The 14,317-nt window shown below is 69.7% G+C and carries 11 protein-coding genes; 6 read left to right on the forward strand and 5 right to left on the reverse strand.

Translation table 11 applies throughout. The features are described from left to right. The first annotated feature begins 6 nt into the window (after positions 1–6). The gene (locus ABFX50_RS00075) at positions 7–765 is read left to right on the forward strand and encodes a sugar isomerase domain-containing protein (protein ID WP_221241155.1); all 759 of its coding nucleotides are present in this window, start codon (positions 7–9) and stop codon (positions 763–765) included. A gap of 57 nt (positions 766–822) precedes the next feature. Beyond that, positions 823–1,941 (forward strand): L-talarate/galactarate dehydratase, encoded by a 1,119-nt coding sequence (locus ABFX50_RS00080; RefSeq protein WP_346142170.1) that lies wholly within the window; start codon positions 823–825, stop codon positions 1,939–1,941. Positions 1,942–2,016: 75 nt separating this feature from the next. Here the strand turns inward: ABFX50_RS00080 and ABFX50_RS00085 are convergent, their stop codons facing one another. Genes ABFX50_RS00085 through ABFX50_RS00095 form a run of 3 tightly spaced genes read right to left on the reverse strand, consistent with a single transcriptional unit; the run spans position 2,017 to position 5,086 of the window. After that, entirely contained in the window at positions 2,017–2,835 is an 819-nt protein-coding gene (locus ABFX50_RS00085) for a carbohydrate ABC transporter permease (RefSeq protein WP_221241156.1), read from the reverse strand. Further along, positions 2,832–3,734, reverse strand: a complete 903-nt coding sequence (locus ABFX50_RS00090) for a carbohydrate ABC transporter permease (protein ID WP_346142172.1) — start codon at positions 3,732–3,734, stop codon at positions 2,832–2,834. The genes ABFX50_RS00085 and ABFX50_RS00090 overlap by 4 nt, the downstream gene beginning before the upstream one ends. Continuing rightward, on the reverse strand, positions 3,731–5,086 hold the full coding sequence (locus ABFX50_RS00095; protein ID WP_346142174.1) for an ABC transporter substrate-binding protein: 1,356 nt from the start codon (positions 5,084–5,086) through the stop codon (positions 3,731–3,733). Before ABFX50_RS00095 ends, ABFX50_RS00090 begins: the two co-directional genes overlap by 4 nt. 165 nt (positions 5,087–5,251) lie before the next feature. Here ABFX50_RS00095 and ABFX50_RS00100 point away from each other — a divergent pair, with 165 nt between their 5' ends. Further along, on the forward strand, positions 5,252–7,132 hold the full coding sequence (locus ABFX50_RS00100; RefSeq protein WP_346142176.1) for a heparinase II/III domain-containing protein: 1,881 nt from the start codon (positions 5,252–5,254) through the stop codon (positions 7,130–7,132). Positions 7,133–7,134: 2 nt separating this feature from the next. Here the strand turns inward: ABFX50_RS00100 and ABFX50_RS00105 are convergent, their stop codons facing one another. Both ABFX50_RS00105 and recD2 read right to left on the reverse strand, forming a co-directional pair. Further along, positions 7,135–8,001, reverse strand: a complete 867-nt coding sequence (locus ABFX50_RS00105) for a 3-methyladenine DNA glycosylase (RefSeq protein WP_379506582.1) — start codon at positions 7,999–8,001, stop codon at positions 7,135–7,137. A gap of 65 nt (positions 8,002–8,066) precedes the next feature. Continuing rightward, on the reverse strand, positions 8,067–10,181 hold the full coding sequence (recD2, locus tag ABFX50_RS00110; RefSeq protein ID WP_346142179.1) for an SF1B family DNA helicase RecD2: 2,115 nt from the start codon (positions 10,179–10,181) through the stop codon (positions 8,067–8,069). Between the two features lie 299 nt (positions 10,182–10,480). Here recD2 and chvE point away from each other — a divergent pair, with 299 nt between their 5' ends. The 3 genes from chvE to mmsB are packed head-to-tail and all read left to right on the forward strand — an operon-like array spanning position 10,481 to position 14,312. Beyond that, positions 10,481–11,587, forward strand: a complete 1,107-nt coding sequence (gene chvE / locus ABFX50_RS00115; protein ID WP_183649473.1) for a multiple monosaccharide ABC transporter substrate-binding protein — start codon at positions 10,481–10,483, stop codon at positions 11,585–11,587. Positions 11,588–11,598: 11 nt separating this feature from the next. Further along, entirely contained in the window at positions 11,599–13,092 is a 1,494-nt protein-coding gene (gene mmsA, locus ABFX50_RS00120) for a multiple monosaccharide ABC transporter ATP-binding protein (protein ID WP_346142182.1), read from the forward strand. Next, on the forward strand, positions 13,089–14,312 hold the full coding sequence (mmsB, locus tag ABFX50_RS00125) for a multiple monosaccharide ABC transporter permease (protein ID WP_183649478.1): 1,224 nt from the start codon (positions 13,089–13,091) through the stop codon (positions 14,310–14,312). Before mmsA ends, mmsB begins: the two co-directional genes overlap by 4 nt. Positions 14,313–14,317: the final 5 nt, after the last annotated feature.

Here is a 14,317-nt window from a genome sequence, read left to right on the forward strand (position 1 = left end):
ATCCCCGTGACCTACACCCGCCTGATGATCGACCTGCTGGACCGCCTCGACTCCACCCAGGGCGAGGTGCTCGACACCGTCGCCGAGCGCTGCGCCGACGCCGTGCAGAACGGCGGCCTGATCCACCTGTACGGCAGCGGCCACTCGGTGATCCCCACCATGGACGCCTTCCCCCGCTACGGCAGCTTCGCCGGGCTGCACCCGCTGACCGACCCCCGGCTGATGTGGCACAACGTGCTCGGCCCCGGCGGCGTGCGCGAGCTGCTGTGGCTGGAGCGGACCGAGGGCTACGTGCCGCAGTACCTCGACCACGAGCCGCTCAACGCCGGTGACGTGCTGATCGTCTACTCGCACGGCGGGCGCAACGCCGCCCCCGTCGAGGCGGCCATGTACGGCGCCAAGCACGGCCTGTTCACCGTCGCCGTCACCTCGGTGGCCAACCTGGAGCGCCCCGCCGAGCACTCCAGCGGCAAGCGCATCGCCGAGGTCTGCGACGTCACGGTGGACACCGGCGTGCCCGTGCAGGACGCCATCGTCGAGGTGGACGGCTGGGACCGCCCGGTGGGCGGCGCCTCGACGGTCGTGGCCTGCGTGGTCAGCCACGAGATCGTCACCAGGACGGCGGGGGTGCTGGCGGGGCGCGGCGTGGTGATCCCCACGTTCGTCTCGCCGACCGTGCCGGGCGCCTCGGTCTCCTCCAACGACGAGGTCTTCGCCGACCACCGGCGCCGCCTGCACGCGGCCGAGGGCAGGGCGCAAGACTAGGGGTTCCGCGGCCGGGGATCTCCCCCGGCCGCGTCACCACGAGTTGGAGCCCCCGCCATGAACGACCGCATCACCTCGGTGCGTCTCTCGTCCGTTCGCCTCCCCCTCGACGTGCCCATCAGCGACGCCAAGGTACTCACCGGCAGGCAGCGGCCGATGACCGAGGTCGCCATGCTGTTCGCCGAGATCGCCACCGAGCAGGGCCACGAGGGCCTGGGTTTCGGCTACTCCAAGCGCGCGGGCGGCCCCGGCCAGTTCGCGCACGCCGTGGAGATCGCCCCCGACCTGCTCGGCGAGGACCCGAGCGACATCCCCCGCCTGTGGGAGAAGCTCGTCTGGGCGGGCGCGTCGGTGGGCCGCAGCGGGCTCTCGGTCCAGGCGATCGCCGCCATGGACATCGCGCTGTGGGACCTAAAGGCCAGGAGGGCCGGGTTGCCGCTGGCCAAGCTCCTCGGCGCGCACCGCGACTCGGTGCGCTGCTACAACACCTCGGGCGGGTTCCTGCACGCCCCGATCGAGCAGGTGCTGGAGAACGCCTCGGCGGCGCTGGAGCGCGGGATCGGCGGCGTCAAGATCAAGGTGGGGCAGCCCGACACGCGCGCCGACCTCGCCAGGGTCGAGGCGGTCAGGGCGCACCTGGGTGACGCCGTGCCGCTGATGGTCGACGCCAACCAGCAGTGGGACAGGCCCACGGCCCGGCGGATGGGCAGGGCCATGGAGCAGTACGGCCTGACCTGGATCGAGGAGCCGCTCGACGCCTACGACCACGAGGGGCACGCCGCGCTGGTCTCCTGCCTCGACACCCCCGTGGCCACCGGCGAGATGCTCACCAGCGTGGCCGAGCACGCGGCGCTCATCCGCGCGGGCGCCGCCGACATCCTGCAGCCCGACGCGCCGCGCATCGGCGGCATCACCCCATTCCTGCGCCTGACCGCACTGGCCGAGCACCACCGCCTCCAGCTCGCTCCGCACTTCGCCATGGAGATCCACCTCCACCTCGCCGCCGCCTACGGCCAGGAGCCGTGGGTGGAGCACTTCGAGTGGCTCGAGCCGCTGTTCGACGAGCGCATCGAGATCGCGGCCGGCCGGATGGCGGTGCCCTCCAGGCCGGGGCTCGGCCTGACGCTCAGTGAGCAGGCCGTGAAGTGGACGGTGGATCAGGCCGTCATCGCCTGACCCGGACAGGCGCCTCGGGACAGGCGCCTGGGGGGAAGGCGCCTGTGGGGGGGAGGCGCCTGTGGGGGGAGGCGCTCAGCCCTTGCTTCCCGTGGTCGCGATGCCCCTGACGAAGTGGCGCTGGCCGACGAAGAAGAGCACGATCATCGGCACGGTGGTGATGACGCTGGCGGTCATGACGATCTCCCAGTGCCACTCACCGCCGAAGCCGTACTGGTCGAGCAGGGCCTTGAGCCCGCGCGGCACCGTGAAGGTGGTGGAGTCGCGCAGGTAGATCAGCGGCCGCATGAGGTCGGTCCACGCGGCCTGGAACTCGAACAGCCAGGTCACCACGATCGCCGGCCTGCACAGCGGCAGCGCGATCCTGGTGAAGATCTGCCAGTTGTTCGCCCCGTCGACCCTGGCCGCCTCGAACGGCTCGCGCGGCAGGCCCAGGAAGAACTGCCGCAGCAGGAAGATGTAGAAGGCGCTGCCGAACAGGTTCTGCGCCCACAGCGGCGTCAGCGTGCCGACCATGCCGAGGGAGTTCCAGATGAGGTAGGTCGGGATCATGGTGACGGCACCCGGCAGCATCATCGTCGCCAGGACCAGCCCGAACAGCGGCCCCCTGCCGGGGAAGCGGAAGTAGGCGAAGCCCCACGCCACCATGGCGCTGGTGACCGTCACGGCGATCGCCGCCATGACGGTGACGAAGGCGGTGTTGAGCAGCCACAGCGCCATCGGCGCCTCCTGCCACACCTTGATGTAGTTGTCGAAGGTGAAGGTCTCGGGGATCAGCCGGTGGTCGAACACCTCTCCGCGCGGCTTGAAGGAGGCGCTCAGCAGCCAGACGAACGGATAGGCGAACAGCACCGAGATCACGCCGAGCGCGGCCCAGACGAGGATCCTCTTCACGGCCGATCCCCCTCGTAGTAGACATACCGCCGCGTGAGCAGGATCTGGACGGCGGTGACCACCATGATCACGACGAACAGCACCCAGGCCAGCGCCGATGCGTAGCCCATGTGCAGGAACTCGAAGGCCTGCTGGAACAGGTAGATCACGTAGAACAGCGCCGCGTCGTTGCTGTAGGTCGTGTTGCCCGATCCGAAGAAGGCGGTGTACGCCTCGGTGAACGACTGCAGCGCGTTGATGCTGTCGACGACGAACAGGAAGAACAACGTCGGGCTGATCATCGGCACGGTGATCCGCAGCGTCCTGCGCCACCATCCGGCCCCGTCGACCAGCGCCGAGTCGTACAACTGCTGAGGGACGGCCCGCAGCGCCGCCAGGATGATGATGACCGAGGCGCCCACGGTCCACAGGCTCATCAGCACCAGCCCCGGTTTGACCCAGTCGGGGTCGGTGGTCCACGAGGGCCCCTCGATCCCGAACAGGCCGAGAGCGCTGTTGATCAGCCCGCTCTGCCCGTTGAAGAGCAGCAGCAGCAGGATGCCGATCGCCACGGGCGGCGTCATCTTCGGCAGGAAGAAGACGGTCCTGAAGAAGCCCGTGGCCCTGGCCGCGCTGTTGAGCAGCAGCGCAAGGCCGAGCGAGACGACCAGCTGGACCGGCACCGACATCACCGTGAACACGAAGGTGTTCCTGAGAGCCAGCCTCACCTTGGGGTCCTGGAACAGCGTCACATAGTTGTCGAAGCCGATGAAGTTCGGGTCGTTGATGACGTCGTAGTCGGTCAGCGACAGGTAGGCGCTGTTGATGACAGGCCAGGCGGTGAAGACGAGGAACCCGATGATCCAGGGGCTGATGAACAGGAGCGCGGCCCTGGTCTCACCGGCGCGGACGCGCATCATCCCCACGCTTTGTCGAGGGCGGCCTGAGCCTCCTGCTGGGCCTGGTCGAGTGCGGCCTTCGGCTCCTGCTGGCCGTTGAGCACCCTGTTGACGGCGTCCTGCCACGCCTTCTTGAACTCGGTGTCGGCCGGGTTGGCCGGAAGGGTGAAGGTGTGCGCGCTCGCCTCGTAGACGGCCTTCACGCCGTCGTCCCACGGCCGGCCGCCCGAGGTCACCATCTTCCTGATCTCCGCGTCGGCCCTGGTGTTGCCGGTCAGGACCCCGGTGAACGGCTTGCCCTCCGCCTTCCGCTTGGCCAGTCGGGCCTGGGCCGCCGCCTTCCAGGTCTCGACCAGCGTCATGGTCTTGGCGAACCTGCAGGCGGCCTCGGGGTTCTTCGAGCCCTTCGGGATGGCCCATGCCGAGCCCGAGGAGTAGGCGATGGTGTTGCCCTGCTTGTCATGGAAGGTGTCGAAGGCCATCGGCGTCTTCGGCGAGACGTTGTTGAGCACGTTGACGTACCACTGCTCCATCGGCATCGCGCCGAGCTCGCCCTCGGCGAACTGGTTGCCCTTGCCGAAGAAGTCGGCCGAGTCCCTGACCGCCTTGACCTTCGCGAAACCGCCCTGCGCGTCGTAGACGCCGACGGCGAACTCCAGCGCCTCGACCACCCGCGCGCTGTTGAGCTGCGCCTTCCTTCCGTCGGCCGACAGCAGGTCCGCGCCGTTGGCCTTGGCCCACAGCGGCAGGAACTCCGGCAGCTTGCTGTCGAAGCCGATCTTCCCCGACGCCTTGAGCAGCTTCGGCGTCGCCGCGGCGATCTTCGTCCAGTCGGTGCCGTTGACGTCCTCGACCGTCAGGCCGGCCTTCCGCAGCAACGCGGCGTTGGCCATGGTGATCTGCACCTGGTTGAACTCGGGGACGGCCCAGAGCTCGCCGCCGAACGTCACCTGGCCGAGGGCGGGCTTGTCGTACATCGAGGTGTCGATCCGCTCGCCCTGGACGCACGCCGTGAGCGGGATGATCGCGCCGCGCGAGGCGAAGGTGCCGATCTGGTCCCTGTTGGCGTAGATGATGTCGGGAGGGGAGCCCGAGGCCACCGACGACAGGAACTGCTGGATGTCGAGGTCGCCCTCGATCAGCTTGACCTTCGCGCCACCGAGCGAGGCCTCGGCCTTCTCGATGCGTGTGGTCGCGATCTCGTCGATGCCCGCGATGCCCATCACCGTGAGCGTGCCCTGGAAGGCGGCCCGCGGGTCGTACGTGCCCGACGCCGTGGGTGCCGCTCCGCCACCGGTTCCTCTGGCACACGCGCTCAGCGCCATGGCGACGGCCAACGACACGACGGACCATCGGACGAGTCGCGATGTCATCTGGTTCGCTCCTCCACACCGGTCAGGCCACTCTGCCCCCCGCCAGTGTGGCGCAGTTCACATCTCTGAGAAGGTAGGCACGTCCGTCGCCGGCCGTCAACAGCCACGCGCCCGGCCTCCTTGACCGGGTGGAGCGGTTTTCCCAGCGTCGGCCGAGGAGGTTCGATGAACGCCGCGTACACGCCCGACTGGCAGGGGATCCGCCGCAGGGTCGCGACCAGCCCGTGGGCGGCGAACGTGCTGGCCGCGATCGGCTCCGACTTCACCCGCTGGACGGACGACCTCGTCATTCCAGGGCCCGACCGACCGTCCGCGTGGACGCACCACTACTTCTGCGACGCCGACGGCGCGCCCCTGCGCTTCGATCCGGCGGCCCCCGCGAGCCACGCCTGCACGCGCTGCGGCTGCGCCTACACCGGCGAGCCGTGGGACGGCGCGTGGCGTACCACGATGCACAACGCCGCCGCCGCCCAGGCCCAGCGCGCCGCCCTCCTGGTCAGGCTGGCCGACGACCACCGAGCCGCAGGGGAGCTCGAACGGATCGCCGCCGCCTACGCCCGCGACTACCTCTCCTACGACATCCACGGCGTCAACGCCGGCAGGGGCAGGGTCCACCCCCAGTCGCTCGACGAGGCCGTCTGGGCCGTCTGCCTGCTGCGGGCGCTGCGCTGGGCGGATGACGCGCTCACGCCCGCCACCTCCGCCGCCGCCGACGCCATGGCCCGCGCGATCGCCGACCTGTTGCGCCCCCAGGTCGGCATGGTCCACAACATCCACTGCTGGCTGCTGGCGGCGCTGGCCGAGTGCGCCGTCCGCCTGCGCGACCACGAACTGCTCCGGTGGTGCCGCGACTCCCCTTTCGGCGCGCAGGCGCAGGTCAGCGAGGGCTTCCACCCCGAGGGCCTCTGGTACGAGATCAACCCGCACTACCACTACTACACCGTCGCCGCCCTGCTGTCCTACCGCGAGGCCGCAGGTCCCGAGGGCCTGTCCGAGGAGGCGGCGCGGCGGCTGTCGCGGGCGATCACCGCCCCGCCCGCCCTCGCCTACTCCGACACCCGCCTGCCGGCCTACGGCGACGGATGGGCCGAGTGCCACGTCGGCGACTTCGCCCCGCAGGCCGAGGCGGCCTGCGCGATCCTGCCCGAGGAGCCGATCGATCTCGCCCCCTACTACGCCAGGACGCGCCGCGCCCCTGTCCCGCTGTGGATCGGCAACACCTCACCGGCGCCAGGCTGCGTGGAGCTGGAGGGCCGCTCGTCGGTCGCCGCCCTCGTCTTCGGGCCTGACGACGTCCAGGCCGCCTCGCCCGGCCGTCCTGGCTCCTTCGTCTGGCCGCACGCGGGGATCGGGTTGCTGCGCTCGCCCGCCGTACGGCTGGCCATGCGGTTCGGGCCGGACGCCGGCTGGCACGACCACCGTGACAAGCTCGGCGTCGACGTCGAGACGGCCACCGGGTGGTCCAGCCTCGACCTCGGGACCAGCGGCTACGGGTCTGACTTCACGGCGTGGATGCGCTCGCCCCTGGCCCACAACCTGGTGGTCGTCGACGGGGCGCGCCAGCCCGAGCACGCGGGACGGCTGCTGGAGTCGTCGGCTCGGCGGCTGGTGGCCGAGTCGGCGTGGGAAGGGCAGGTCATGCGCCGCTGCGTCACCGTCTCCGACGACGGCTGGAGCGACCTGTGCACGGTCACGCTGGCCGCGCCCCTGCGCATCGAGTGGGTCTTCCACGGAGACGGCGCCTTCCTCCCCTCGGCCCACGCTCTTCCCGCGCCCGGGCCGGACGGCGAGGCGGGGCACGCGTGGCTGCGGGAGGTCAGGCGGATCGAGGTGCCGCACGACAGGGTGCTGCGCGGCTCGTGGGAGGTCGACGGCGCCCCTGAGCTCACGCTCGCCGTACCCGGGGGGTTCGAGGCCTTCACCGCGCTCGCCGAGGGCAACCCGAACGGCCGTCCTCTCGGCGTGCTGCTCCTGCGCGGCCACGACGACCACGCCCGCTTCCACGCCACCTTCCGCCTGCGGGGTGCGAGCGAGGCGGCCGGCTGAGGTCAGCCCGCCGGGACGCGCAGGCCGTCGAGGAGCCGCTCGCACAGCTCCAGGAGCGTACGGCGCAGCGGCGCCGCCCGCTCGGCGAAGCCCCGCTGCGCCGCCGCGTACGTCACCCGGCCCTCGGGGGTCTCGATCGGCACGGGCTCGTAGCCGAGGGCGCCCAGGTCGTAGGGGCTGGCCCGCATGTCGAGGGTCCTGATGTCGCGCGCCAGCTCGAAGCAGTCGGCGACCAGCTCGCTCGGCACCAGAGGGGAGAGCTTGTAGGCCCACTTGTACAGGTCCATGTTGGCGTGCAGGCAGCCGGGCTGCTCGAGCTCCGCCTGCCGCTCGCGGGTCGGGTGCAGCGTGTTGAGCGGCCTGGCCGGCTCGGTGAAGAACCTGAAGGCGTCGAAGTGGCTGCAGCGCGCTCCCCTGCGCTCTACGACGGCGGCGATCTCCTCCGGCGGCATGCGCAGGGGCTGGGCGGCGTGCCGTACCTCGTCGGCGGGCAGCTTGTAGACCATCGCCCATTCGTGCATGCCGAAGCAGCCGAAATGGCCCTGCCGTGAGGCGGTCGCCGACAGCAGCGTGGCGGTCCACTCGACCATCGCGCCCCGCTTGGCCAGCAGCCGCTCCACGTCGAGGGTGGAGCCCTCGGCGGTGTCGACGTAGTCGGCGCCGTAGCCGCTCGCCCCCGCCAGCACGACGCCCGCGCCGGGATGCCACCTGCGCAGCCGTCCTGGACGGTAGCCGTAGTAGTCGAAGAGGAAGTCCTCCACCGGGTGGGGCGTGCCCGCCTGGCGGCGCTCGAGGTGCGGTCCGATCCAGGCGTCGACCCGTCGCTGATGCGACTCGGCCCTGGCCCGCCACTCCGGCTCGTCGAGGATCCTCACCGCACCATCGTAGAAACCCCCGCGGGGTGCCCGGTACTGCCGCACTTCCGCCTCGCCTCTCAGCCGAGGGCCGCGGTGAGGCGGCGCGACAGGCCGGTGTTGCGGCGCTGCCCGAGCCTGGCGACGGCCAGTTCGAGCGCCTCGCGCTGCCCGACCAGCACGACCCACGCCTTCGCCCTGGTGACCAGGGTGTAGAGCAGCCTGCGGCGCAGCATCACCCCGCCCGCCTCCACGACGAGCGGCGCGACCACGAACGGGTATTCGCTGCCCTGGGACCTGTGCACGCTGATCGCGTAGGCATGGGTGAGGTCGTCGAGCTCGTCGAAGGCGTAGGAGACGGTGTCGCCGTCGTCGATGAGCACCTCGACCACGCGCTCCTCCTGCTTGAGCGCGACCACCGTGCCCGTCTCGCCGTTGAAGACGCCCTTGTCGTAGTTGTTGCGGATCGGCATGACCCTGTCGCCCACCCTGAAGACCGAGGCTCCCGACCAGTGCTCAGCCGTGCCCTCACGAGCGGGGTTGAGCCGCTCCTGGATCATCCGCCCGATCTCGGCCGTGCCCGCCGAGCCCTTGCGCATCGGGCAGAGCACCTGGACCTGACCTGGCCCGACCTTCTGCTTGGCGGGGATGGCCTCGGTCGCCAGGTGGACGACGCGCGAGGCCACCGCCGTGGGATCGTCGAGCTCCTCGAACCAGAAGCCGCCGCCACCCGGGGTGAAGGGGAGGGCGCCACCCCTGATCTGGTGGGCGGCCTGGATGATGCCGCTGCCCTCGGCCTGGCGGAAGACGTGGGTCAGCCGCATGCGGGGAACCGCCTCGACGCGCAGCAGGTCGGCGAGCACGCTGCCGGGCCCGATGCTGGGCAGCTGGTCGCTGTCGCCGACCAGCAGCAGGTGGCTGCCCGGCGTGATCGCCGAGCACAGCCGCGTGGCCAGGTGCAGGTCGAGCATGGAGGCCTCGTCGACCACGATGAGGTCAGCCTGGGCCGGGGTCTGGTCGAAGAGCTTGTCGGGGTCGGGCTGGACGGCCAGCATGCGGTGCACGGTGGTCGCGGGCAGCCCGGTCAGCTCCGACAGCCGCTTGGCCGCCTTGCCGGTGGGCGCGCAGAGGGTGACGGTGCCGCCCATCGCCCTGACGGTCGCCGCGATCACCTTCACCGTGTGGCTCTTGCCGCATCCTGGACCGCCGGTGAGAACCGAGACCGTGCTGGTCAGCGCCATGGTCACGGCCGCCCGCTGGTCGTCGTGGAGCCCGGGGTCGTCGCTGAAGGCGCGCAGCGGCAGCGTCGAGCGGGCGGTGAGGAGCCTGGCCAGCAGCGCGGCCAGCTTGGCCTCGCGGCTGTGGTGCTCCTTGGCGTAGACGACCAGGTCGTCGTCGCCTTCCTCGACGACCACCCTGCGCTCGGCCAGCAGCGCGTCGACCAGCTGGCCGACCAGCTCCTCCTCCAGCTCCAGCCTGGCGGCGGTGCGCGTCACCAGGGCGTGCAGCGGCAGGAAGCAGTGGCCGTCGCGGGCGGCGGCCGCCTCGAGGCCGTCCATGAGCGCCGCCTTGATGCGCTGGGGGCTGCGCTCGGGCACGCCCGACTGCAGGGCTATCTTGTCGGCCGTGGCGAAGGCGATGCCCCTGACCTGGCCGATGAGCCGGTAGGGGTCGGAGGCCAGGATCTCGGCGGAGGAAGGGCCGTAGACCTGGTAGATCTTCGCGGCCAGCAGCGGGCTGACCCCGAAGCCCTGCAGCACCACCATCAGCGCGGCGACCGCCTTCTGGTCGCGCCACGCCTCGACGATCTGGGCCTGGCGGCCAGGGCCGATGTTGATGACCTCGGTGAGCCGCTCGGGCGCGGTGTCGATCACGGTCAGCGTCGCCTCGCCGAAGTGGCTGACGATCGCCTGCGCCAGCCGGGGGCCGATGCCGCGGATCAGGCCCGAGCCGAGATAGAGCTGGATGGCGTGGACCGTGGCGGGCACGACGCGCTCGCAGGCGGTGACCGCGAAGCGCTTGCCGTAGGTGGGGTGCTCGGCCCACTCGCCCGTCAGGCGCAGCGTCTCGCCGGGCTGCACGCCGGCCAGCGCCCTGCCCGAGGCGACGAAGCCCGCCATGGACTCGCTGCTCAGGCGGGCGACGGTGTATTCGTCCTCTCTGACGTACACCAGCTGCTCGACGGATGCCTCCACGCAGAGGATCCAATCACGCGGCTGCGACATTCGGTCCTGCTCGGCCGCCGGCCAGCAGTCACGAGCCGGTGCGGGCCGCCCACGGCGAGGGCCGACATATGCTGACGAGGCGCCAGGTTTCCAGCGACTTCACCCTCCGGCGGAGACGCGCTCGGGGCACGCTCGACCGCCCTCCGACCTCCTCGAACGTTACCTCCGTGTTTCCTCCGTATCGTTGACACACCCGAGTGTTAACGATAACAATCAGCCAAACGCCATGCGTTTATGTCTGATTCATCCCCTTCATAAGGAGAGCCACGATGGGACGGACCTGGGGCATTGTCTCCGCACTCGCCCTCGCCGCCACCCTGACGGCGTGCGGCTCCAGCCAGAAGACCGTCGACGCGCAGGCCGCTCCGAGTGGCAGCGCCAGCGGCAACGCGGGAGCCCTCATCGGCGTGACCATGCCGACGAAGTCGTCCGAGCGCTGGATCCACGACGGCGACAACGTCAAGACGCAGCTGGAGAAGCTCGGCTACAAGGTCGACCTGCAGTACGCGGAGAACGACATCCCGACCCAGGCCAACCAGATCGAGAACCAGATCACCAAGGGCGCCAAGCTCCTGATCGTGGCCTCGATCGACGGCACCGCGCTCACCTCTCAGCTCCAGCAGGCCGCGGACAACAAGATCCCGGTCATCGCCTACGACCGGCTGATCCGCAACAGCCCCAACGTCGACTACTACGCCACCTTCGACAACTTCAAGGTCGGCGTGCAGCAGGCGACCTCCCTGATGAAGGGCCTGGAGGCCAAGAAGCCTCCCTACAACGTCGAGCTGTTCGGCGGCTCCCCCGACGACAACAACGCCACCTTCTTCTGGAACGGCGCGATGTCGGTGCTCGAGCCCAAGATCAAGGACGGCACGATCAAGGTCAAGAGCGGCCAGACCGACTTCAAGACCGCCGCCATCCTGCGCTGGGACCCCGCCACCGCGCAGAAGCGCATGGAGGACATCCTCACCAAGACCTACACCGGCGGCGAGAAGGTCGACGGCGTGCTCTCGCCGTACGACGGTCTCTCGATCGGCATCCTGTCGGCGCTCAAGAGCAACGGCTACGGCACCAGCGGCCAGCCGTACCCGATCGTGACCGGCCAGGACGCCGAGCTGGCCTCGGTGAAGTCGATCGTGGCGGGCGAGCAGTACTCCACGATTTTCAAGGACACCCGCAAGCTGGCCGAGACGACCGTGAAGATGGCCGACGCCGTGCTCAAGGGCGGCAAGCCCGAGGTGAACAACACCAAGGACTACGACAACGGCAACAAGGTCGTCCCCTCGTACCTGCTGGACCCGGTGATCGTGGACAAGAGCAACTACGAGCAGGTCATCATCGGCGGCAACTACTACACGGCGGACCAGCTCAAGTGAGCATCCTCCAGATGAGCGGCATCACCAAGACCTTTCCAGGGGTGAAGGCGCTCAAAGACGTCAACCTCACCGTACGGCGTGGCGAGATCCACGCCATCTGCGGCGAGAACGGCGCGGGCAAGTCGACGCTGATGAAGGTGCTGTCGGGCGTCCACCCGCACGGCGACTACGACGGCGAGATCCTCTTCGAAGGGCGGCGCTGCGCCTTCGGCGGCATCCGCGACAGCGAGCGGGCCGGCATCGTCATCATCCACCAGGAGCTGGCGCTCAGCCCTCAGCTGTCGATCGCGGAGAACATCTTCCTCGGCAACGAGCGGGCCAGGCGCGGCCTCATCGACTGGAACCGCACCAACTTCGAGGCGGGCGAGCTGATGAAGCGCGTCGGCCTGCGGGAGAACCCGGTGACGGCGGTGTCGGACATCGGCGTGGGCAAGCAGCAGCTCGTCGAGATCGCCAAGGCGCTGTCGAAGGACGTGAAACTGCTCATTCTGGACGAGCCGACCGCCGCGCTGAACGACGACGACTCCGCCCACCTGCTCGACCTGCTGCGCGGGCTGCGGGACGACGGCATCACCTGTGTGATCATCTCCCACAAGCTGAACGAGGTGATCGCGATCGCCGACACCGTCACGATCCTGCGTGACGGCCAGACGATCGAGACGCTGGCCGCGGGCGAGGTCACCGAGGAGCGCATCATCTCCGGGATGGTCGGCAGGGCGCTGGACAACCGCTTCCCTCCCCACGAGCCCTCCATCGGCGAGGAGGTGCTGCGGATCGAGGACTGGACGGTCCACAGCCCCAGCCAGCCGGGCAGGAAGGTGGTCGACGGCGCGACGCTGACACTGCGGCGCGGCGAGATCGTTGGGCTCGCGGGGCTGATGGGCGCGGGCCGTACCGAGCTGGCGATGAGCGTGTTCGGCCGCGCCTACGGCACCGGCATCTCAGGACGGATCCTCAAGAACGGCAAGCCGGTCGAGCTGCGCAGCGTCGAGGACGCGATCAGGCACGGCCTGGCCTACGCCACCGAGGACCGCAAGCGCTACGGGCTCAACCTGATCGACGACATCAAGCGCAACATCTCCGCGGCCGCGCTGAAGGGCGTGTGGGTCGACGAGCGGGAGGAGTACAGGGTCGCCGAGGGCTTCCACCGGAGCATGAACATCAAGGCTCCGGGCGTGTCGAGCGTCGTCGGCAAGCTCAGCGGCGGCAACCAGCAGAAGGTCGTGCTGTCGAAGTGGATTCTGACAGAGCCCGACGTGCTGATCCTCGACGAGCCCACCAGGGGCATCGACGTCGGCGCGAAGTACGAGATCTACACGATCATCAACCGGCTCGCAGGCGAGGGCAGGGCGGTGCTGGTGATCTCGTCGGAGCTGCCCGAGCTGCTGGGCCTGTGCGACCGCATCTACACCCTCTCCGAGGGCCGCATCACCGGAGAGCTGCCCAGGGGTGAAGCCACCCAGGAGAGCCTCATGCACCTCATGACCAAGGGAACCCCTCGATGACCATGACCACTCCGCGCACCGCCGAGACGGGGGTCGAGGCGAAGCGGCCCTTCAGGATCAACCTGCGCTCCAGCGGCATCTACGTGGCCTTCGCGCTGATCGTCGCGCTCTTCTCGGTGCTGACCGACGGCGCCCTGCTCACGCCGCAGAACATCTCCAACATCATCGTCCAGAACTCCTACGTCCTGATCCTGGCGATCGGGATGATCCTGATCATCATCGCGGGGCACATCGACCTGTCGGTCGGCTCGGTGGTGGCGGTCACGGGAGCGCTGTCGGCCGTCCTCATGGTGAACATGGGCCTGCCATGGCCGCTCGCCCTGCTGCTCACGATCCTCGCGGGCGGGCTCATCGGCGCGTGGCAGGGCTTCTGGGTCGCCTACTTCGGCATCCCCGCGTTCATCGTGACGCTGGCCGGCATGCTGCTGTTCCGCGCGCTCACGCTCACCGTGCTGGGCAACCAGGGCATCGGCCCCTTCCCTGACGCGGTCCGCACGCTGGCCAACGGCTTCACCGACGGCTACCTCGGCAACATCGGCCTCGGCCCCCTCGGCGGCGCCGACCTGTTCAGCCTGCTGATCGGTCTGATGGCGATCGCCGGTATGGTCGCGGCCCAGTGGCGCACCCGCTCGGCCCGCAGCGGGTACGGCCAGGCCGTCGACGCCATGCCGCTGTTCGTGCTGAAGATGGCCGCGGGCGCCGCGCTCATCCTCTTCCTCGTGGTGCAGCTGGCCCGGTTCAAGAACCTGCCGTGGGTGCTGGTCCTCCTCGCCTTCCTGGTGCTGGGCTACTCCCTGATGGCCAACCGCACGGTCTTCGGCCGCCGCATCTACGCCATCGGCGGCAACCTGCAGGCGGCGGTGCTGTCCGGCGTCAAGGTCAAGCAGGTCGTCTTCTGGATCTTCGTCAACATGGGCGTGCTCTCGGCGATCGCCGGCATCATCTTCGCGGGCAGGCTCAACCAGGCCGGCCCCACGGCGGGGAACAGCTTCGAGCTCGACGCCATCGCCGCTGCCTTCATCGGCGGCGCGGCCGTCCAGGGCGGCGTCGGTAAGGTGGTGGGCGCGATCACCGGCGGCCTCATCATGGCGGTGATCAACAATGGCATGTCCCTGATCGGCTCACCGAGCGAGCGCGTCATGTTGGTGAAGGGGGCCGTCCTGCTGGCCGCCGTCGCCTTCGACGTGTGGACCAAGCGCCGCGCGGGCGTCTCGCGCTGATCTAT

The organism is Nonomuraea recticatena (genome assembly GCF_039533245.1).
GTDB lineage: Bacteria > Actinomycetota > Actinomycetes > Streptosporangiales > Streptosporangiaceae > Nonomuraea > Nonomuraea roseola.

Bases quoted from the DNA above. Each gene is read 5' to 3' on its own strand.
- ABFX50_RS00080 (WP_346142170.1), top strand. From the start codon at position 823: ATGAACGACCGCATCACCTCGGTGCGTCTCTCGTCCGTTCGCCTCCCC.
- ABFX50_RS00090 (WP_346142172.1), bottom strand. From the start codon at position 3,734: ATGATGCGCGTCCGCGCCGGTGAGACCAGGGCCGCGCTCCTGTTCATC.
- ABFX50_RS00095 (WP_346142174.1), bottom strand. From the start codon at position 5,086: ATGACATCGCGACTCGTCCGATGGTCCGTCGTGTCGTTGGCCGTCGCC.
- ABFX50_RS00100 (WP_346142176.1), top strand. From the start codon at position 5,252: ATGAACGCCGCGTACACGCCCGACTGGCAGGGGATCCGCCGCAGGGTC.
- chvE (WP_183649473.1), top strand. From the start codon at position 10,481: ATGGGACGGACCTGGGGCATTGTCTCCGCACTCGCCCTCGCCGCCACC.
- mmsA (WP_346142182.1), top strand. From the start codon at position 11,599: ATGAGCGGCATCACCAAGACCTTTCCAGGGGTGAAGGCGCTCAAAGAC.
- mmsB (WP_183649478.1), top strand. From the start codon at position 13,089: ATGACCATGACCACTCCGCGCACCGCCGAGACGGGGGTCGAGGCGAAG.